The organism is Acidiplasma sp. (assembly GCF_038728925.1).
GTDB lineage: Archaea > Thermoplasmatota > Thermoplasmata > Thermoplasmatales > Thermoplasmataceae > Acidiplasma > Acidiplasma aeolicum.
In genome coordinates this window covers 47,071-68,904 of sequence record NZ_JAVYSZ010000003.1, presented here as the reverse complement: position 1 = coordinate 68,904, position 21,834 = coordinate 47,071, and the positions used below count along the sequence as shown (strand labels likewise).

Annotated in this window: 18 protein-coding genes and 1 pseudogene; 9 read left to right on the top strand and 10 right to left on the bottom strand. The window is 35.5% G+C overall.

Annotation, left to right across the window (positions count from 1 at the left end; translation table 11 throughout):
• Positions 1 to 25: 25 nt before the first annotated feature.
• Genes thiE through QXW15_RS02275 form a run of 4 tightly spaced genes read right to left on the bottom strand, consistent with a single transcriptional unit; the run spans position 26 to position 3,303 of the window.
• On the bottom strand, positions 26 to 646 hold the full coding sequence (gene thiE, locus QXW15_RS02290) for a thiamine phosphate synthase (protein ID WP_054964229.1): 621 nt from the start codon (positions 644 to 646) through the stop codon (positions 26 to 28).
• Positions 646 to 1,677 carry an AIR synthase family protein gene (locus tag QXW15_RS02285; protein ID WP_054964228.1) on the bottom strand — a complete coding sequence of 344 codons (1,032 nt, stop codon included), beginning with the start codon at positions 1,675 to 1,677 and terminating at the stop codon, positions 646 to 648. Before QXW15_RS02285 ends, thiE begins: the two co-directional genes overlap by 1 nt.
• Positions 1,674 to 2,462, bottom strand: a complete 789-nt coding sequence (gene thiD, locus QXW15_RS02280; RefSeq protein ID WP_236689080.1) for a bifunctional hydroxymethylpyrimidine kinase/phosphomethylpyrimidine kinase — start codon at positions 2,460 to 2,462, stop codon at positions 1,674 to 1,676. Before thiD ends, QXW15_RS02285 begins: the two co-directional genes overlap by 4 nt.
• 55 nt (positions 2,463 to 2,517) lie before the next feature.
• The gene (locus QXW15_RS02275; protein WP_342789896.1) at positions 2,518 to 3,303 is read right to left on the bottom strand and encodes an SDR family oxidoreductase; all 786 of its coding nucleotides are present in this window, start codon (positions 3,301 to 3,303) and stop codon (positions 2,518 to 2,520) included.
• A 112-nt stretch (positions 3,304 to 3,415) separates the two neighbouring features.
• Between QXW15_RS02275 and QXW15_RS02270 the strand changes: the two genes are divergently transcribed.
• The 5 genes from QXW15_RS02270 to QXW15_RS02250 all read left to right on the top strand — a co-directional run bounded on the left by QXW15_RS02270 (position 3,416) and on the right by QXW15_RS02250 (position 9,431).
• On the top strand, positions 3,416 to 3,778 hold the full coding sequence (locus tag QXW15_RS02270) for a cupin domain-containing protein (RefSeq protein ID WP_048101048.1): 363 nt from the start codon (positions 3,416 to 3,418) through the stop codon (positions 3,776 to 3,778).
• A 77-nt stretch (positions 3,779 to 3,855) separates the two neighbouring features.
• Complete coding sequence (locus tag QXW15_RS02265; protein ID WP_048101047.1) at positions 3,856 to 5,097, top strand: arginine deiminase family protein; 1,242 nt, start codon at positions 3,856 to 3,858, stop codon at positions 5,095 to 5,097.
• 133 nt (positions 5,098 to 5,230) lie between these two features.
• Positions 5,231 to 6,124 (top strand): 2-hydroxyacid dehydrogenase, encoded by an 894-nt coding sequence (locus QXW15_RS02260; RefSeq protein ID WP_052656669.1) that lies wholly within the window; start codon positions 5,231 to 5,233, stop codon positions 6,122 to 6,124.
• Positions 6,125 to 6,239: 115 nt separating this feature from the next.
• On the top strand, positions 6,240 to 7,922 hold the full coding sequence (locus QXW15_RS02255) for an AMP-binding protein (protein WP_342789895.1): 1,683 nt from the start codon (positions 6,240 to 6,242) through the stop codon (positions 7,920 to 7,922).
• A gap of 120 nt (positions 7,923 to 8,042) precedes the next feature.
• Positions 8,043 to 9,431 carry an MFS transporter gene (locus tag QXW15_RS02250; protein WP_197065840.1) on the top strand — a complete coding sequence of 463 codons (1,389 nt, stop codon included), beginning with the start codon at positions 8,043 to 8,045 and terminating at the stop codon, positions 9,429 to 9,431.
• Positions 9,432 to 10,111: 680 nt separating this feature from the next.
• Here the strand turns inward: QXW15_RS02250 and QXW15_RS02245 are convergent.
• Both QXW15_RS02245 and QXW15_RS02240 read right to left on the bottom strand, forming a co-directional pair.
• Positions 10,112 to 10,426, bottom strand: coding sequence for a type II toxin-antitoxin system VapC family toxin (locus QXW15_RS02245; RefSeq protein WP_054964154.1), 315 nt, complete (start codon positions 10,424 to 10,426; stop codon positions 10,112 to 10,114).
• A 342-nt stretch (positions 10,427 to 10,768) separates the two neighbouring features.
• Positions 10,769 to 12,184: an APC family permease gene (locus QXW15_RS02240; protein WP_342789894.1), complete on the bottom strand. Its 1,416-nt coding sequence runs from the start codon at positions 12,182 to 12,184 to the stop codon at positions 10,769 to 10,771.
• A 201-nt stretch (positions 12,185 to 12,385) separates the two neighbouring features.
• Here QXW15_RS02240 and QXW15_RS02235 point away from each other — a divergent pair, with 201 nt between their 5' ends.
• Positions 12,386 to 13,294 carry a transposase gene (locus tag QXW15_RS02235; protein ID WP_342789893.1) on the top strand — a complete coding sequence of 303 codons (909 nt, stop codon included), beginning with the start codon at positions 12,386 to 12,388 and terminating at the stop codon, positions 13,292 to 13,294.
• 44 nt (positions 13,295 to 13,338) lie between these two features.
• On the opposite strand, the gene QXW15_RS02230 is transcribed toward QXW15_RS02235, so the two are convergent.
• Positions 13,339 to 13,857: a gamma carbonic anhydrase family protein gene (locus tag QXW15_RS02230; protein WP_048101043.1), complete on the bottom strand. Its 519-nt coding sequence runs from the start codon at positions 13,855 to 13,857 to the stop codon at positions 13,339 to 13,341.
• A 228-nt stretch (positions 13,858 to 14,085) separates the two neighbouring features.
• Here QXW15_RS02230 and QXW15_RS02225 point away from each other — a divergent pair, with 228 nt between their 5' ends.
• Complete coding sequence (locus tag QXW15_RS02225; RefSeq protein WP_048101042.1) at positions 14,086 to 15,480, top strand: MFS transporter; 1,395 nt, start codon at positions 14,086 to 14,088, stop codon at positions 15,478 to 15,480.
• Here the strand turns inward: QXW15_RS02225 and QXW15_RS02220 are convergent.
• Positions 15,474 to 16,142 carry an HAD family hydrolase gene (locus QXW15_RS02220; RefSeq protein WP_054963756.1) on the bottom strand — a complete coding sequence of 223 codons (669 nt, stop codon included), beginning with the start codon at positions 16,140 to 16,142 and terminating at the stop codon, positions 15,474 to 15,476. The two genes, QXW15_RS02225 and QXW15_RS02220, sit on opposite strands and share 7 nt — an antisense overlap.
• Positions 16,143 to 16,582: 440 nt before the next feature.
• Between QXW15_RS02220 and ppsA the strand changes: the two genes are divergently transcribed.
• Complete coding sequence (ppsA, locus tag QXW15_RS02215) at positions 16,583 to 18,946, top strand: phosphoenolpyruvate synthase (RefSeq protein ID WP_054964111.1); 2,364 nt, start codon at positions 16,583 to 16,585, stop codon at positions 18,944 to 18,946.
• Here ppsA and QXW15_RS02210 read toward each other — a convergent pair.
• Both QXW15_RS02210 and QXW15_RS02205 read right to left on the bottom strand, forming a co-directional pair.
• Positions 18,941 to 19,726 carry a hypothetical protein gene (locus tag QXW15_RS02210; protein ID WP_054964110.1) on the bottom strand — a complete coding sequence of 262 codons (786 nt, stop codon included), beginning with the start codon at positions 19,724 to 19,726 and terminating at the stop codon, positions 18,941 to 18,943. The genes ppsA and QXW15_RS02210 overlap by 6 nt on opposite strands.
• Before the next feature lie 254 nt (positions 19,727 to 19,980).
• Positions 19,981 to 20,400: pseudogene (locus tag QXW15_RS02205) on the bottom strand (transposase); the annotation flags it as partial.
• A gap of 207 nt (positions 20,401 to 20,607) precedes the next feature.
• On the opposite strand from QXW15_RS02205, the gene QXW15_RS02200 reads away from it, so the two are divergent.
• Positions 20,608 to 21,780 carry an IS110 family transposase gene (locus QXW15_RS02200; RefSeq protein WP_054964108.1) on the top strand — a complete coding sequence of 391 codons (1,173 nt, stop codon included), beginning with the start codon at positions 20,608 to 20,610 and terminating at the stop codon, positions 21,778 to 21,780.
• Positions 21,781 to 21,834: the final 54 nt, after the last annotated feature.

Here is a 21,834-nt window from a genome sequence, read left to right as displayed (position 1 = left end):
CCCAAGAGGCAATATATAAATAATATTATAATTTATTGTATTCTTTTAATTTTTGTATGAACATCCTGGTGGCAGCTGCAGGGTCGTTTGATGAGTATATTGCAGAAACCACTGCCACGCCGGAAATTGAATACTTTAAAAGCGTATCAACGTTATCAAGTGTGATTCCGCCTATGGCAAAAACAGGAATTTTAATGTTTTTGGCATATTCAAGTATATTTATATCACACATTGTTGCATCCTTTTTTGTTGTGGTGTTAAAAAAGGATCCAAAGGCAACATAGCTTGCACCAAGCTTTTCGTATTTTAATGCAAGGTCAATGTCACCGTATGTTGATACCCCTATGATTTTATCCCTATATTTTTCCTTTAAAAATTCAAATGGCACATCATCCTTGCCGATATGAACGCCATCAGCGTTAATAATCTCCATTAACACCGGGTCATCATCAACTATGAATGGAATGCCATAATCATCGGCAAGTTTTCTAAATTTATTCCCTGCATACATCCTGATTTTATAATTATTTGTTTTATCCCTGTACTGCAATACATTTGCACCGTTTTTAAGCGCTTTTTCTGTTATATCAAAAATTTTATCATTATAATAATCAGGAGTTACCAGATATAAACCCTTAATTTCCATTATCTTACCCCCATTTCCCTATATTTTTCAAGCGCTGTCCATATCTGATCGTCCTCCGGATTTATATCAATTTTTTTGCCCATGCAATCCATTTTAATGCCGGAGGATTTATCAAGAACCTCACCAATTATTGATGCATCTATGCCACCCTTATTTAACTGTGAGATCAGGTCATCGGCATATTCCGGCCTGACAGTTATAAGAAGTGTCCCCTCGCTTATTGTCCTTAATGGGTTAATATTAAAAATTTCACAGATTCTTTTAACAGAATTATATACTAAAATCTTATCAGCATTTATATAAATTCCATTGCCTGAGGCCATGCCTATCTCATATGCCGCATTTAATATTCCACCCTCGGTGCAGTCATGCATTGATGTGACCCTATTACATATTCCAAAATTAATTGAAATGATCTCGGCATTGACGCATGTAAGTTTATAAAATAGATTATTTATTTCATTTATGGTGTTATCATCAAGTTTATTTTTTGAATATTCCGGAAATGCATAAAGAAGCATGCATGCTGTCTGCATGGCCGCACTGCCGGCAAGTATTATTTTGTCTCCAGGCCTGGCATTTTTTGTTGTAATGTATTTTTTGCCTATGGAAAAAAGTGTTGCACCGCCTATCATGGGATAATCTGTCCCTGAATATCTTGCTGTATGACCTGCTATAATGGATATTCCATATTTTTCGCATTCCCTGTTTATTACATCCCAGATAATTTTAAATTCTGAATCGGTCATCTTTAAGGGTAAATTAAGGTCTATGCTCATGTATCCTCCCCTCATGCCGGCGGTGTAAAGATCCGATAAAAGTATATGGAATGCAAACCATGCAGCCCTTTCAAGCCCAAAGTTTATATTAATGGATACGGGGTCTGTTGTCACCGCTATATAATTATCACCCGATTTTATAATGCCAACATCCACACCATTTTCAGGCCTAACAACTATGTCATCTGATTCTGAACCGAGTCTTGATATTATATTCTCATCAAAAAATTTTTTGGATATTTTTCCTGTCATTTTATCATCCAGAAATGGTTAAGCGGACCATAACCCTTTCCCATGGGAAATGAGTATTTTATCGCACCCTCTATATATTTTTTGGCCATGGATACAGAGTCATAAAGATTGTGGCCGCCTGCCAGATATGATGCTATGGATGCTGATAATGTATCACCGGTGCCGTGTGTATTCTTTGTTTCTATTCTTTTACCCTTAAAGCTGTAAAAATCATGGCCGTCATAGAGAATATCATCTGAGTAATATCCATTGTAATGGCCGCCCTTAATTAGTACATTGGTGCCTATCTTCTCATAAATTACCCTTGCGGCAGATTTTATATCCATTGCATTGTTTATTTTTTGACCTGATATGACCTCTGCCTCAGGTATGTTTGGCGTAATTAAATATGATATTTTCATGAGATTATTAACCATGGCATCTATTGCATCCTCCCTCAGCAGCCTGACATTGGTTTTTGAAACCATAACAGGGTCAACAACAATATTTTTTACATCGTACTGTTTAAATTTTTCAGAAACGGCGTTTATAATTTCTGATGAATAAAGCATGCCGGTTTTTGAAGCGTCTGTGCCAATATCATCAAGAATTTCATCCATCTCATCATTTATAAATGATACTGGCAGTTCATAAATTGATTTAACGGAAACACTGTTCTGTGCGGTTAGTGAAACAACAACGGCCGTGCCAAAAACCTTCATTGCGGTAAAAGTCTTTAAATCCGCCATAATGCCAGCCCCACCGCCTGAATCCGTGCTGGCCACGGTCATTACCCTTGGTATCATATGAATTTACATTAAAAAATAATATTTTAATATTATTAAAATTAAAATATGTTTATTAAATTGATTTCACCGCCCCGCCATCTATCTGTATGTTTGTTCCAGTTATGTACGATGCATCATCGGATAATAAAAACGCAACAAGATGGCCTATTTCCTGGGGATTACCAAAACGCCCTGCAGGTATCTGTTCAAGTATTGATTTCTCTGCATCAGCTTCATCAATATTTAAATCCCTTGCATTTTTCCTTATAATGTTTTTTAGCCTGTCAGTGTAAAAATATCCCTGTGAAATTGAATTAACTGTTATATTTTTTGGAGCCAGCTCTATTGATAATGTTTTTCCCAGTGCAACTATGCCTGACCTTAATGTGTTTGATATGGCAAAATTTTTTAGGGGATTCTTTGTTGTCATGGAGGTAACATAGATAATCCTGCCATTTTTTGATTTTATCATATCCTCAAGGGCCCATTTTGTGAGATTAATCGTTGACATTAACATCATGTTTATATTGTATTCCCAGTCATCATCAGAAAGATTTAAAAATTCATCCACCTTTGGGTCTCCATAGTTCATTACCAGAAAGTCTATGCTTCCATACCTTTCCCTTGAGGATTTTATAACATTTAATAAGTCATTTTTACTGGAAAGATCAGCCTTTATTATGTTAATCTCATTTCCGGTTTTATTAAGTATTTCGTTCTTTACCATTAATAATTTATCAGTGTTTCTTGAAAATGTGGTTATATTTGCACCATATGATGCAAGAACCGATACAATACCCGCACCTATGCCGCTGCTTCCAGCACATACTATACCATTTTTGTTTTTTAAAGATATCATGATGTTTAATGTTATAAGGTGTATTAATAATTTTATTTAGTCCAAAAATTGGTAAATAAATGAAAAAGTTTTTCTCATAAAGTTTTTATAATGATATGGTTTACAATTAATAATGACTGAATTAACAAAATTTACATGGGATGGTGTTAAAAAGGAAAACCTTACCGACCTGTTATCAAGGCAGATGATTTACGGCGATAAAGTAATGATAGCCCGGCTTGAGATAAAAAAGGGTGCTGTTGTGCCTGAACACAGCCATGAAAATGAGCAGATGACATGGATTATGAAGGGTGCATTAAAATTCAGGATAAATGGCTCTGAAATTACCGTCGGAGAGGGTGAAATTTTAAGAATACCTTCAAATGTTAAGCACGAGGCAGTCGCCATTGAGGACACACTTGATATTGATATATTTTCACCGATAAGAACAGACTGGATAACAGGGGATGATGCATACCTGAGAAATAAAAAATAATCCATATTTAAAATAAAAGATTATTAAATATTATTTTTCATACCAAAATTTTAATAGACAATATATTATTTTAGCACATGAAAATAGACAGGGAATGGGGACGTTTAAAAAATGTGGTTATGCACTCCCCGGGCAATGAGGTAACATATGCGCTTTTTGCCCCAAAACACTTTCTTTTTGAGAGGCCTTTTAAATATTCAATGGCTGTAAGAGAGCATGAGAATCTTGTTAATGTGCTCAGGGAAAATGGTGTCCATGTGGACATTTTAAAGGATATTGTAATTAAAAAATCAGAGGATGATAAGAATTTCAGGAAAAAACTGGAGGATATTGCACTGTCTAAAATAAACTTTTCAGGCAACCAGCGGGCCGCACTTGAAGCAAGGAATTATCTGGAAAAAAACATAGATCATATTGATTCAGAATCACTTTTTAATGCAATTTTAATGAAATTTTCAATTAATCTGGATAATTATATTAATTCCCTCAAGTATCCGACTGTCGATTCCAATCTTCCACTGGCCAATCTCTATTTTATGAGAGACCAGCAGGCAGTTTCCAGCGGCATATTGATGGGAAGAATGCGAATGCGCCAGAGGGATGCTGAACCTGAAATTATGGAGTTTATCTTTAAGGATATATACAATGAAAATGTAAATAAAATTAATGATGGTTTTTTCGAGGGTGGTGATTTTATCCCTGCCGGCGATTTTGCCCTCATAGGCACAGGGAATAGAACGGACATTACAGGTGCCATTGAGGCCATTGGGTCTGGCGTTATTGATTTCGATGAGATTATGATTGTCAGGAATCCTGCATATGAGTTCTCTGATGCCAGCAATGTCATGATAAACATGCACCTTGATACGTATTTCAACATTGCCGGTGATGGCCTTGCGATAACATCGGTGCACCTTGCAAAACTTGCACATGGAGATGTTTATGTAAAAACCGGGGATGGTTATAAAAAGGACCATGAAACAAATTTATATGATTACATAAAATCCAAGGAATTTAATGTTATAGACCTTGATGTTGGCGAGCAAATTGCATACTCATCAAATTTTTTAACACTGAATGACAGAAAAATAATTGCCGTGGATTCAAGAAAGGTTCTAAAAAAATTAATTGAAACAAATGCCCTTGACAGTTATACAAAAAATATTGCAATTCACGACATGGAGAATTCAGGGAGAATGTTTCCGGACAGCAAAAAGGTTTTTGATGCCGGCATAGATGTCATTAAAATAGATTTAAGCGAGATTACCGGCGGGTATGGCGGGGCGCACTGCATGACATGTTCACTGAACAGGGATTAACAAAACATTAATTATTGCATGATAATATCTGAATTTTCTATGGATTAAGCTATGTTTTCCTGCTTTAACCATAAAAACCCCAAAATATTTTCCTGCCTCAAAAACTTTTAAAACAATAATAAACTATGCAATAATGAAAATCTCGGTACAGGTTAACACCCCAATATTGGGTAATTCAATAAAAGAAAAAATGAATGAAATATGCAGAAAAATTACAGGATGCGAAACCGTTTCTGGATATTCTGATGATGCCGACATAGTGCTCTTCATAGGGCAGCCCAAACCATCAAAGAAAACAGTATTTATGCAGAGCCTATCTGCTGGTGTGAACCATGTGGATTTCTCATTAATACCAGAAAACATAAAGATGGCAAGCAATGCCGATGCATGGTCTGTGCCGGTATCAGAGCATGTTATGGCACTTTTGCTTGCATTTACCAGAAAAATCTGTCAGTCAAATACAGAGCTGCACAATGGCATTTATAAAAGGCTTGATGATAAATCATACATTGTTTTAAACGGCAAAACCCTGGGCATACTTGGATATGGTGGAATTGGAAGACATGTTGCAGGACTTGCAAATGCATTTGGCATGAAAATAATAGCATATACAAGAACCTATAAACCTGATGATATATCTGAGTTTAAGATGCCAGATGAATTAATGAAATTATCCGATTTTGTATTAATATCACTGCCTTTAAATAAATATACAAGGAATTTTGTTGATAAAAGTTTGCTTTCAAAGTTCAATGGCTATGCAATAATAAATGTCGGCAGGGCTGAAATAGTGAATCATAGTGACATGATTGATTTTTTAAATAATAGCAGCGCATATTATCTCACTGATGTCTGGTGGGATGAACCAAAAATAAATGAAAAAATACCTGATAATGTGATCATAACACCGCATATAGGTGGCATGTCAGATAACATTGAACAGCAGTTTATTTATGCCTGCAAGAATATAAAAAACTTCCTTAATGGAAGTCCAAAAAACATTGTAAGAAGAGATGACTATATTTAATAAATATTTATTTTTAATATTTTATTCATGAATAACCCTATAAAGACATTTATTTTATAATGAAGAAAAATGAATATATAAAAAACTTTTTATTTAACCATATATATTCTTTTTTATGAACATTACTGAATTGTATGAAAAAGTTAAAAAAAATTATGATGAAAGGTATAGGATTCTTGAGGATTTAAGAAATATGAAACCGCCAGAACCATTCAACTGGGTTCAAGAAATTTTTGAAAAATTTTATGGTTCTGATAAAAATGCAGTGATATACTACAATATGGAAAATGAAATAGAAATTAAGGTTTCATATAACCGGTTGATTTCAAATTATAATAAATTAATTAATTTATTAAGGAAACATGGCATAAAAAAATCTGCTGTAATTTACTTAATGTCACCAGCATTAACAGAGCAGTGGTACATAATGCTGGCCGCCCTTAAGGCTGGATACACATTAATTCCACTGGCCCCAAATCTTACAGAATTTGAGCTAAAATTCAGGTTCTCAAGCATAGTACCTGATGTAATAATTGCCGATTCAGAGAATATGAAAAAGATATCAAGGTCATTGAAAAATAGGCCATTGAAGATATCAATAGGAAACTATGATGATGCCATTAACATTAAGGAGATAAATAATGAAAATAACACAGCTGAAGGCGAGAAATTATTCATTAATGATGTCTTTATAAAATACTTCACATCGGGAACGACCGGAATGCCAAAAACTGTGAACCACAGCGCAGTGCTTTATCCAATAGGACAATTATCAACAGCCACCGCAATAGGCATCAGGGAGAATTACATACATGTTAATTTAAGCTCACCGGGATGGGCAAAATTTTCATGGAGTTCTGTTTTTTCCCCACTGACAGCTGGTGCCACAGTGTTATCAATAGATTATTCCGGTAAGCTGAATGTTAGAAAATACCTTGAGGTGCTGGGTTCATACCATGTTAATTCCTTCTGTGCCCCGCCAACGGCCTGGAGGCAGTTTATCTCTGCAAATCTTGACGGAATTGAACTTAAGGATTTAAGGGAAACTGTAAGTGCCGGTGAACCTTTAAATGCCGAGATTATAAATAAATGGCGTGAGAAATTCGGAACAACAGTCAGGGATTATTACGGGCAGACAGAGAGCACTGCAATGGTTGCAAACCTCCCCGGAAAATCTGTAATTCCAGGATCAATGGGAAGGCCGCTGCCCACATACAATATTGTTTTGCTTGATGAAGAAATGAACGAAATTAACAAAAGCTTCGAGCCCGGCCTCATGGCTGTAAAAAATTATAAAGGCACATACGGTTTATTTTTAGGATACTCTGATGATGAGAAAAACAGGGAGGTCTTCATAGGAGATTATTATCTTACCGGCGACAGGGCATACAGGGATGACGATGGGAACTTTTATTTTGTCAGCAGGTCAGATGATGTTATAAAATCATCAGACTACCGTATTGGACCATTTGAGGTGGAGAGTGCAATAATTGCCACCGGTATTGTTTTGGAATCCGCTGTTGTTGGAAGTCCTGATAGGCTTAAATACCAGAAGGTAAAGGCATTTATTGTATTAAAGGATGGGCATGAGAAGAATGAGGAGACTGCCAGAACCATATTTAATGGTGTTAAAAAGTTGCTGCCATCATATAAATTGCCGGAAATAATAGAGTTTGTTAATGACCTCCCAAAAACAATTAGCGGCAAAATCAGGAGGAATAATCTCAGGGAAATTGAAAAGGAAAAAAGGGACAATAATATGATCGGCGAGTTTGAATATTTTATGAAAAAGTATTAGTATTTTTATATTTTATAAAAAGTAGTAGATTTCTTTTATTAATAATTATATTATATAAGTCTTTATGAATAAATTTAAATAATATATATAGTTTATATATGTTATATAGATGGTGTTTTTATGATAGAAGAAACCAAAAGAGAGAATGTAAACGTACAGAAAAAAAGCAATGTTCGGTGGATAATTCCAATAATGCTATTCATTGCAATAATGTTCAATTACGCTGACAGGGAAATATGGACAATAACAGCACCGGCATATGCCTTCGCCTTCGGCTGGACGAAGTCAATTTCCTCATACGGTGTTGCGGGAGCAGGAATATCAGAGTATTCATTAATTTTATTTGGCTGGTCACTTGCGTATGCACTCTTTAATTTTCCTGGGGGATCAATTGTTGATAAGCTTGGCCTGAGGAAATCCATGGCCACATTTTATGCCATATGGTCTGTTTTCACGGTGCTGACAGCTGCAACCTTTAATTTTATTTCAATGCTGATTGTCAGGCTTTTCATGGGTGCAGGAGAGGGACCTGTCTGGCCGGTAAACGCAAAAAGTGCGAAAACATGGACAAACAGGTACGATGAGTCAAAGGCATATACATGGGCTGGTGCAGGCCAGGCAGTTGGACCGGTTGTCGCAGCCACCATCGGCGTTGCGATATACGCATTATTTGGATGGCCCGCACCTTTCATATTCTTTGGTGCACTTGGCATAGTATTTGCACTTATATGGTATTTTTATGTTAGGGATACACCGGCTGAGCATAAGGGTGTAAATCAGGCAGAGCTTGACTACATAAATGAGGGAAAAAATCAGGAGCAGGTCAATGAAAAGAAGGTTGGCCCAAAGGATGCATGGAGAAAAACACTTAGAATGGTTTTTACAACACAGGCAGGCATCGGCACACTTTTAATCTTCCTATCATTTGGATATATTTTATACACATTCCTATACTGGCTGCCAACACTGCTGTTCTCTACATTTGTTCATTCAGTAACCACCAGCGGAATATACACAGCAGCGGTTGATACTGCCCTAATTGCGGGCTTCCTTGGATCCGGTCCTTTAAATGATGGGCTCCTAAAGAAATTTTCAAAGGTAAATGCCAGAAGAATAGGATCACTGCTTCCAATGAGCATAATGATTGTAATGATAGGCCTATCATACTTCACAGGAACAGCACACCTTTTAGTTCCAACAGTGCTTTTACTGGCGGCCGGCGCCGGGATGATGAACCTCACAGTTGGTTCATGGGCTGTTAATGCAATAGACCTTTCACCATCAGGTACCGCAGGCACTGTATATGGCTTCTATAATGGCATGTTAAACCTTGTTGGTGCATTCAATTCAATAATAGAGGGTGTTCTATTTATAAAATATGGCGCTGTTGTGGGTTTCACCAGCTCAATAATATTCATGGCGGTATTCATAGGCGGATATGTTGGCCTAATAAGAAAGAAAACGTGGAAGAAAGCCATGGATTTAAGGGATAAGCTTTCTGCTGAATAAAATAATTTTTTTAATAATTTGAATTTTCTAACTTATTATTTATCTTATAATGAATAAATATTTATTCTAAATATATTTTTAAATAGAGATTTTATGGTAAATATAAAAAACCTTGAATATATCAGGAAATTTTATGAGTTGTGTACCATATTTTGTGTAAATATAAACCCTCTATTAATAATGAAATGATCATTAAATAACAGGGAGAAATACCTCTTCTGAACCAAGGAGGTAATAAAATATGGAATATGACAATATAAACATATCGTATGTGGAGGACATAATAGAAAAGACAGTCAAAGAGAAACTAAAAATAATATAATAAATAAAAATTTAAGAATAGAGGAATTCAAAAAATAAATTTAAAACAAAGGCAAATAAAATATATCCATAGGCAAAAATTAATTTTAGGAAAGAATTTAAAAAATTCATGGATAATATTTATGATAAAATATAAGGTATACAATTTATAATATTCAATAATAAGGCTTACAATATTGATTATTGATTTAATAGATACAAATAAAAAATTTAATGGCATTTAAAATATACGATCCAGCAGTATAATTATTCAACGCTCATTAAATAACTATCTGAACTATTGTAGTTAAGACTCAACAAAATTTGGATATAAAATAATGAAAGGTGTAATTTGTTTTGAATGAATCTAAATGAATAACCTAATGCATTTTAAAATCTATTATGCTTTTTCTTTTTAATTCCTTTATTTTATCGAAATCGGAGTCTTCAGATATAATGATGTTTGCCTTTTGTGTTATTGCAGTTGCTGCATGAATTGAATCTCTTGGACTGGTTTTATACAGTTTCATGATAACCATTGAAAGTGCCAGCAAATCCTGATTTATATCAACTAAATTCAGTCCAGGCATATTCAAAAAAGCTTCACCGGCAGATATCGCATCTTCAAAATTTCTATTCTTTTTTATTATCCAGATGATCTCATCAAAGGTTAATTTGTTACCAAGATAATGCATTATGGTTATATAGATCAAATAATCATAAAAATAGCCATCATAGACATATTAACTATTAAAATCTGTATAATAATTCAATGAGTTACACTGGTTCTTAATAACTGGATGGCAACATATGCGTATCCAGATATCAATGGAAAATATGATATTTTAGTATTATAAAAAATACATAAATACAATGCTTCTCTGGAATAAAGAGATTATCTTGTAAGGTAATAAGGTCTTTAAACATAAATACAAGAAATGATGTTGAGGGTATATTTTTATAATAATTTTAAATTAAAGGAGGCATGTAAATGAGGTTAATAATTATGCAGCATGCTATTTTTAAAAATATATTTTTTAATCAACATTTACTGTTGCAATTTCCTCCACATTTCTTGATTTTATTAATGCGTATATTATTCCGAGTATAATCCATACACCTGCAGCTATTGCATATATTGAATAGGGATAAGATGGAAGCGGTACAAATGAATAATATATTGCCAGTATTAGAAATGCAGACCCTATTACCGGTATTATTATGTGCTGAAGAATCTTCATTTTTATTTTATTGGCCCTAACGTATCTTATGAGTGCGAAATTATTGATCATATGTGTTAGTATTAGCATTAATCCTATCATTATGAAAGGATAGACACCGCCGTTAAACGGCCCGAAGATGAGACCATTTATAAGTGCAAAGAAGAACCCAAATACTGTGATTAAAATTATTATTCTATGAGGTGTTTTATATTTTGGATGCGTTACCGCAAAATACCTTTTTGGAAATATTATATTATCCCTTGCCATGCCATAGGATGTTCTTGACAGTGAGTTATTAATCGCCAGACCAAACATGAAATAGCTATTATATATTATGACTGCAAAGGCTATTTCTGCTATTATGCCAAGATATTTTTTATACACTATTAAACCGGGGTCAGGTGATGTTGCAAATGTGCCCATATTTGACACGCCCCAGCCAACAGTAAGGGCATATGTAACAAGTATAACAGAAAGATCGATTATCATGACGAGCACCAGCGCCATTGGTATGTTTTTCTTTGGCTCCTTTGTTTCCTCTGCTATTGCCACCACCGATCCTGATCCCGCAAGGGTGGTAAATCCTATTATAAATGCAAGGAATACAGGCTGTAGCTTGCCGCCAACAGGTGCCAGTGTAAAAACTGAGGCTGTGTTTGATGGCCCTGAAAGGAAAATTATTATAATGCTGGTTATGACTAGAAATAGCACCTCGATTAATCCGGCTATCCATGCATAGTTCAATGATGGCTTTATTCCAAGGTATTCTATTATAAATACAAAGAACATAAATGGAAGTATAAAAACTATCCAGAGATATGGTATTGATGAAATCTGCGGTGTCAGAAGATATATCAATGATGATGAACCCAGAAACGCAAAGGCAGGATATGCAAGCATTTCATTGCCAAGGAATAGCCAGCCCGTAAAAATGCCCCATCTTTTTCCAAGGCCGTTTGCGGCAAAGCCATAATATCCCGCGGCGCTTGAGATGTATTTTGAAAACTGGTAATTGGTGTTCACCAGAAGAAAGTAACCGGCCCATGCGAGTAAAATGACCAGGGGCGTTGCACCAAGTGCTATTGCGGCCGTCCCTGTAATAAGCAGGGCGATATCAGCTGCAGGGGCAACGTGTGACTGCGACTGAAATACGGCATGGATTAAGCCCACGGCATTTCTCTTCAGTCCATAATTTTTAACAGGTTCAACATCCTTATTATCATCAACCATAAATAGAAATATTAGATAGGTGTTACTTAATCATTTCTATCATAACATAAATATATTATCAATAATTTACGAGAATTAGAATTTTTATTTCATCTTTCTAAAATTATGGATAAAATATTTAAGTAAAAGGTAGAGTGTCCAAACTTTCATAATTTGTTCGACAATTGTCATATTTATTAATTTGAAAATTATTGGTGGGATATGGCAGCGAACCACATCCCATTAATTATGCAAAGGTTGGATAAAATAGTTGCGGAGGATAGAATCAGAAAGTACTCAAATAAACTTATTGTGAAGATTATTGTAATTTTAAAGATATATGGAGTATCATACAGGTCATCTAAATACTTCTTCAATAACCATAGAGAATTCATGGAGTTATTGAATATAACTGATATACCAAACTTCAGGACATTATCTTATAGATCTTTAAGGATGGACTGGCATTATATAAATTCATCAATAATAGATATGATAAATCCTGATAATGATAATGCTGCAGTAGATTCATCAGTTGTAAAGACATGTAAGGATACCACAGCACAGCGAAGAAGGAAGAATGGAAAATACAAGGATCCTAAAAGTTCATGGGGATACAGCACCATGGGCTATGAATACGGAAGGAAGGTGCATGCAGTTATAGATACCGATTCATTATCTGTAATGGAATGGAAGATGACCACCGCATCTGCATATGGCAGGACTATAGCATTTGAAATGATGGATTCTGTAAGGAATTATAATTACATTTTAATGGATGCTGCATATGATTCCTCTGATATATATGATTATATTTTTGAGAATACACATTCTATACCTGTTATAGACACAAATAAGAGAAGGGGCATTGTTCAGGATAGATTAACATTCAACAGGAAACTGGGTATAGCATTAAGGAAAAAAGAATCATCAAGATACAAATTGAGGTGGGAGATAGAAAGGACATTTTCCATTCTTAAGGAAATACTGGGAATGGAGTACATCTGGTATGTTAGACACAGGAATTATGATGTATCAATTGGAGAAATAATAGTTTCATACAACTGCATTGTAATGGCAAATAAAATAACCGGAATCTCAGGGGGGAAAATAATGTACATCGTGAGTTAACGTATGTTTGGACACTCTATAAAAGGTATTTATTTGATCCCTAATTACATTTTATTCAGGTTGTTTTTATACCTCTCCGTGAACGTATTGTAATTTTTCTTATAGTCCGTCCATAACCTCTTGTAATCCTCGGATACCCTGCCTATAACCCTTGCCGGAATACCAACAGCTATGGATTCATCCGGTATTTTATCCTTGTTTTTAACAACAGCACCCTCGCCAACAGCAGCCCATGTGCCCACCTCTGCAAAATCAGAGACAGTAGAATTCATGCCTATTACAGCATAATCTCTTATTGTACCAGTATGTATAACCGATAAATGGCCAATGGTTACATGCTTTCCTATGTATGTTTTCTCACCAGGCCTTGCGTGAATCACACAGTTGTCCTCTACTGCAGAGTAATTATCTATCTCTATTGTGCCATAATCGCCCCTTAAAACAGCTCCCGGGCCAATCCATACATGATTGCCTATTATAACATTGCCTATGATTGTGGCATTTTCAAAAACATATGCGGTATCACTTATCTTTGGTATTCTTCCCTCAAACCCATAAATCATAATGCCTTAACTGTGCTGAATATATAAACATAGCGCATTTTTAAATGTATGCATTATAAAATTTATAACCTTTTTTAATCCAGTATTTACACTGTACATAAATTATTATTATTTATTATTACAGCAATTTTTTTTAATATTAATTTTCATTTACCATAAATATATATATTTCCCATAGTAATGTAATAATCTATAAATTTATATATAGAAAAAACGATATAAACATTTATGGAAAAAAATGGTAATGAAATTGAAACAGATTTACTTCCGAGGCTTGACCGGCTTCCATGGAGTTCGTGGCACTGGAAGGTATGGTTCATACTTGCCGGTGGAATGTTCCTTGAGGGGCTTGTACTCTCAATAGGCGGTTCAACGCTGTCAACAGTCGAAAAATTATTTTCCCTAACATCCAGTGAGGCCGTGGCACTCACACCAATATTCCTTGTGGGTGAGATGCTTGGCGGAATCCTTCTTGGGGCCATGGCCGATATACGTGGAAGAAAGCAGTTATTTATAATCACCATGGCAATAATAGCATTTGGATCACTGCTATCAGCAGCATCAGTGGATTATATAATGCTGGCAGCATCAAGGGCCATTGCCGGCTTTGGTATAGGTGGTGAGCTTGGATCGGCAATTACAGCGCTTGAGGAGTTTTCACCGTCGAAAAACAGGGGTTTTTCAGTTGGAACAGGAAACGGTGTCATGTTTGATTTCGGCACATTTATTGCAGGATTTGTGTCATTTTTTGCCATTGCATACCTGCCATTGAGCTATGGCTGGAGGATAGCATTTTTAACCGCCGTGGTTCTTGCAGTTTTCATATTCATTGCAAGGCTTGATTTACCGGAATCAATAAGATATTTATTAAGGAAGGGCAAGGTTGACGAGGCGGAGCTTCTGGTTATTGGCATAGAGAAAAAAATAGAGGAGAAGAAGGGTAAATTATCCCCTGCAAATGGAACTGTAAAGGTTCCGGTTGACTATGGAAGACCGCAGGCATCAGAGGGCTTCAGTGTTATATTTAAAAAATACAAAAAGAGGATAGCATTATCATGGATACTTAACTTTACAGAAACATGGCCATATTACGCCGCATTTTCAATTATACCATTAATATTCACAAATATTTATTTCATAAAGTCAAAGGATACTGGATTAATATTAAGCGTGGTGTTGGGTGCCGGCGTTCTCGGCGTCTTTGTCTGGGCATACCTCCTTGATATTATAGGCAGAAGGCCGGTGATAATGCTCACATACATCCTTGCAGGCATAGTTGCAATTATACTTGGCGCCCTTGTGCACAGCATAGACTTCATTGCATTCATTGCAATTCTTTCAATCATGTACTTCTTTACATACGCTGCTGCGGCACTGCTTTATCCGCAGATAGGTGAAATGTTTCCAACAAGGGCAAGGGGTTCCGGTGTTGGAACCGCAATAGGATTCGGCAGGCTTGGTGGAATCATAGGGCCATTTGTCCTTCTGGCGCTCCTGTCGCATGGGCTTTTTTACGTCTTTGTTTCAACCGGAATTGTGCTAATTATCGGTGGAATAGCGGAGGTTATTCTTGGGCCGGAGCTTAAAAAGGAGAGCCTTGAGAAGGCATCAAATGATTACTGATTTTTTAAAAATTCTATTATTTTATTTTTTTCCTCCAGTGAGTTTAATGATAAATCCGCATTTTTAAGTTCATCTATTTTATATATTCCTGTGGCGACAGCAATGGCCCTGGCCCCTGCATCCCTGGCAGCCTTTATGTCCAGCGGCGTATCACCAATTAAATAAACATTCATTAAATCGATTTTAATGCCAAGCCTTTTTAATGCATACGAAACCAGTTCTGATCTTATCATACTGTCACTTCCATAGCCCCCTGTGGAAAAATATTTGGATATTCCGGCCTTTTCAGCACGAAGTTCCGCAACGCCCTGTATGTTTCCTGTTAAAAGCCCAAGTGTGTATCCAAGGTCATAAAATTCTTTCAATGCAGTGTTTACACCATTTAATAATTTATAATCCTCTGGTTTTATATTATTTTTGACATATTCAAGCATTATTTTAAGTGCATCGTTTATATGAACTGATATTTTGGCATCATCAAGCCCTGCCCTTTTCAGCAGTCCGTATAATATGCCGGTATCTGTCATACCGTGCCTTGGAAATGAATAAATATCAGTTTCAACACCGTAAACCTTCCTGCAGGCATAATTAAAGGATTCTGTATGTGTCGGCGATTCCTCCATTAGCGTTCCATCAACATCAAATAAAAGGAGCTTTTTCATGGAGGCTTATTCATAATTATAATATATTGGTTATGTTTAAAATGGAAGAATGATAACCATTGTAATATATTTCATTCATAAAATATGGAATAAAACTACTACAAGGATTATTATTATTTTTATGTCCATAACCTAATGGGGAAATGCTAAATAACCGATGTTTAATTTTTTTAACCTAATTAAAACTTCAAAAATCGATAATAAACATAATAATTATATGTGTTATATTTAAGATTTTTGTTTTATGTATATTAACATAAATACTTGCATAATTTAAATGGAAATCCAATTAAAAAAGGATTTTCCATATAAAATGAAAATTTTTAAATATTAGACATATTTATATTTCTTCGTTTATATAATATTTAATTATCGGCAATAATCGAAATATTTTGAATATAAGCAACATACTTTATATATAATGACAAAATAAATCGATGATGACAGATAAAAAAAGTGCCTTGGTTCTGTGGTTTAATGAGATAGATAAAAATGATGTTGGTATTGTGGGTGGAAAATCCGCAAACCTTGGTGAGATGGCAAGTACCGGAAAGATACCTGTGCCAAATGGTTTTTCAACAACGTCAAAAGCATATAATGATTTTATAAATTATAATAATTTAAAGGATAAGATACAGGGTATTATAGAGTCAACCAATGTCGATGATACTAAATCACTGAACGGTGCCAGCAAGGCCATTAAGGACCTTTTTTTAAAGGCAAAATTCCAGAAGGAATTTGAAAACCAGGTCAGGAAATGCTATTCAAAGCTGATACAATCAGAGGGAAATGTGTTCGTTGCGGTAAGATCATCTGCAACATCAGAGGACCTTCCGGACGCAAGCTTTGCCGGGGAGCAGGAAACATACCTTAATGTAAAGGGTGATGACGAGGTCCTTGAGAAGATAAAGGAATGCTATGCCAGTTTATTTACGCCGCGTGCAATATACTACAGGCAGAAGAAGAATTTCTCACACTTCCAGATAGCACTCTCGGCAACAGTCCAGAGGCAGGTCTTCTCTGAGGAATCAGGTGTTATGTTCACACTTGATGTATCCAATGGCGATACATCAAAGATTGTTATAGAATCAAGCTATGGTCTTGGCGAGTATGTTGTTGGCGGCACGGTGACACCTGATACATTTTATGTTGACAAGGCAACAATGAAGATAGAAAAAAGAATGATATCGAATAAAAATAAGATGCTCAAGTGCCTTGAAACGGGTGGAACCGAGGAGCTTGTTGTCAGCTCTGATAAGGCCATGGAGCCGTCCCTTAATGATAGGGAAATCCTTGAGCTTGCCTCCTATGGAAAGGAAATAGAGGCACATTACAGCCACGCAATGGATATTGAGTGGGCCAAGGATTCAATTGATCATAAAATTTATATTGTCCAGGCCAGGCCTGAGACCGTATGGAGCAATAAAAAAACAGGTGATAATAAAATGGAGGTTAATGAGGAAAATGTTGAGAATGATGTTATATTGAAGGGTTTGCCAGCATCTCCCGGTAATGTTACCGGAACGGTCAAGGTTCTTTCATCACCGGATGAGATTTCCAAATTTAACAAGGGAGAAATTCTTGTCACTACAATGACAGCACCTGACTGGGTTCCTGTCATGGAAAAGGCCAAGGCAATTATTACAGATGAGGGTGGATTAACATGCCATGCAGCAATAGTTTCAAGGGAGCTTGGGGTTCCATGCATAGTCGGTACATCATCATTTGGAAAGAAGGCCACTGATATTTTGCATGATGGTGACGTTGTCACTGTTGACGCCTCCAATGGCGTCATATACTCTGGTAAATTTGCACAGGAGGAGGAAAAGGAAGAGGAGGAGGTAAAATACCAGGAGCCTGAGATAATAACAGGCACAAAGATCATGGTTAACATGGGAGAGCCATCACTTGCACCAAGAATAGCAAAGCTTCCTGTTGACGGTATAGGCCTCATGAGGGAGGAATTTATATGGACCGAAATAGGAGAGCACCCATTATCATTAATTAAGAACGGCCGTGGCGATTACTTTGTTAACAAACTTTCAGATGCCCTTGTGAAAGTATGCAGGGCGTTTGCACCAAGGCCTGTTGTGCTTAGATTCAGCGATTTCAAATCTGATGAGTACAAGAATTTAAAGGGTGGATCAGAATTTGAGCCGGTAGAGGACAATCCCCTTCTGGGATGGAGGGGCGCATCCAGGTACTACGATGAAAAATACATGGAGGCATTTAAATTAGAATTAAAGGCCGTAAAAAAGGCAAGGGATGAGAACCTGCTTAAAAACCTCTGGGTCATGATACCATTTACAAGAACCGTTGAGGAATTAAAAAAGGTTGTAAAGATAATGGAGGAAAACGGCCTTGAGAGAACCAAGGATTTCAAGCTCTTCCTTATGGCAGAGATTCCAAGCAATATAATACTGGCAGATAAATTCAATGAATATGTGGATGGATACTCCATAGGTTCAAATGATTTAACAATGCTAATGCTCGGTTCTGACAGGAACAACGGCAAGATGAGCTCAATGTTCGATGAGAGAGACCTTGCAATAAAAAGGGCAATTAAATACCTTATTAAAATTGCACACAGGGATGGAAAGATCGTATCAATATGCGGCCAGGCACCATCACAATACGATGAGATCGTCGATTTCCTTGTCAGGGCTGGCATAGATGATATTTCTGTTAATCCAGACACAGTTGTGCATGTGAGAAAACTTGTGGCTGCTGTTGAGAAGAGGGTGCAGGTTGAGGCAGCCCTTGGAGAGGTTTATAAGGATGATGACTGGGATCTTCCCTTATAAAAATATATTTTCCTGTTTTAATTTATAATTTTTCTTTAATATGTATGATGATGTTAATTTTTCAAAATTAATAATAACATAACCTGAATTAAAGAGCCTTTTAAGGATATCCCTGTATTGAAGCTTGATTTCAAGTGCCTTTTTTATGTCATAATTTTTTAATGATATAAAATCTGGAAATATTTTCAGGCCAATGGTTGATCCTAAATTATTTAAATTAAATGAGACAATAAACTGTGATGCATCAATAAAATTTATGTACTGCACATTATCATAGGACCTATCATAATCATCATTAATGTACCATTCGGCAACAAGCCTGTCCGTTGGGAGCCCTGCGTTGATACCGTCATGCATTTCACCGTAAAAATTATCAATGTAGGTCCTTGAAAATGCACCAAGTTTGTTAATATTAAAATAGGCGTTGAGGCTCATCATGGGGTCAAAGGTCCATGCAATGAGGTCATATCCATATTCCCTCGCAAGCTCCATCTGCTTTTTCTTGAGCATATAGCCAACACCAGAATACTTTTTGTCCGATATAACACCGGTCATATGTGAATATAAATATGTTTTTCCATGCCTGTAACCGGGATATGAAAAACTGATGCCAACAATCTCTGAATTATCATATGCGGCCAGTACAAAACCTCCATGATATGCCATTGAATGTATTGTATCCTTAAAGCCGTTTAATGCACTGTCAGTGTTCCATGCCGATTTAATGACATCCATAAATGCGGAGATTTCAGAAGGATCCTGAATTTTTTCTATTTCCATATGTTACTGCTGATGTTAAAACCGGATATAACTATTTCCAATAATATATGAATTTATTATATGGAAAAAAATGGTTTTATAAACATTATAGTTACTATGTGTAAATGATAATTTTATTGTTCGCCTACAGGGGCATCAAACATCCCAAAGCCGGAGTAGCAGAGAGAACTATTTATGGGGTCGGAGAAGACTGATTAAATTAAATATGGATGTTAATCTGGCTACCTTAGAGGTTGTGTACCATATTTGTGTATTTATAAATAATACCTCCTATTGAACATCTCCTTAATTTCATCATGGCATTTATAGTATCCGTTCATCTTCCTGAATGCATGCTTAGAATTGAATTCTATTGATTTTAAATAGAATATTTTCATTGCAAAGTCCCCACCAGGGAATGATGATACTGTTTTTATCCTTCTTCTTATTTCCTCATTCATTATTTCTATAATATTTGTTGATTTTAATAAATTCCTTATTCTTGATGGATAATCATAGAATCTTAATAATTCACCTAACTTTATTTCAGTATTATATATTATATTAGGATACTTATTCTCCCATTTATTCTTAAACTCATTGAATTTACCTATGGCCTCTTCCTTATTATTGCACCTAAACATTTTATTTGCATCATCCATTATTTCTATATCCTTTTCCTTTACCTTTGATTTTGGTTATGGATAGAAATCATGAAAAACCTTATTTAGCCTCAGCTATATGACGATATAGCTGTGAGAATCGGAGGCGGTTTTCTTTAAACTTGGCCTTCGAGGCCGCTGGATAGAATAGCCGCCCTTCGACTCGATTTCTTACCTTATTTAATAAGGTGAATAGGAGTTTGTCGAGTCTTCGATTCTAAATCTCACAGAATCACGGAGGTGATTGATATAGTAATAGGTTTGGATGTACATAAACATTCCGTATATGCTACGGTATTAAATGATAATGGAGAGCTCGTTATACAGAGGAACACGGAAAATAATATTTCTGTACTGGATAGTTTTTTAAATGATTATAAGGAACATGATATTGTAATAGAATCATCAACATCAGGGAAATATTTATCAAAGGCGTTAATGAAATTAAATTATAAAATACATTTAATAAATCCTGATAAAATATCAGCAATAGATGGTTTTAAGAAAACTGACAGGGAAGATTCATACAAACTTGCATACCTTTACAGGATCAATGCATTAAAGGAAATATACATACCATCAGAAGAAATAGAAAATATCAGGACTTTAGTGAGGTACAGGCATTCCCTTGGAGAGGAGATAACAGTAAAGAAGAATCAAATACATGCAATATTAGCATCATATGGAATAATAATTAAGGCAGCAGACCCATTCGGCAAAAAGGGATTAAGGGAAATCAGCAATAATTATAATAAATTGAATTCCTCCGATAGAATTGTATTGAGATCACTGCTAAGTGACATATCAGGCATAAAATCCAGGGAAAAGGAAATAGAAACAGAATTATCAAATATAGCTGTAAACAATAATAATATAAAATTATTGATGACAATTCCCGGAATCAATTATTACTCTGCATGTGGAATATACTCTGAAATAGGGGATATCTCAAGATTTAAGAACAAGGAAAGATTTGCATCATATACAGGTTTAATACCTAAAGAGTACTCTTCAGGAGAGAAGGTAGTAAAAGGGCATATAACAAAGCATGGGCCATCAATATTAAGGTTCTTCCTAACAGAAATATCACACATAATTATAAAATATACAAAGAAGTTCAGAACTAAATACCTAAGCATTGTAAGAAGATTAGGAAAGAAGAGGTCCATAATAGCAATAGCAAGGATATTAGCAGAGACAATATTTACCATGCTTAAAAATAATACAGGTTACATTGACTATGAAAGGAATAAAACAGATCTAAAAAATATTGATTATTCTTATTATGATAAATTGGAAAGCCTTGCAATAAGGAAAAGAAGGGCTATGGAATATACATTATTAAAAGGCAATAATGATATAAAGGGGGATTCAGCAAATTTAAAATACAATGGAGGCATAAAAGATTGTTAAGTAAAGGTTTTTCATAGGAGTTTAAAGTTAAACACATCTAAAGAGCTCTATATA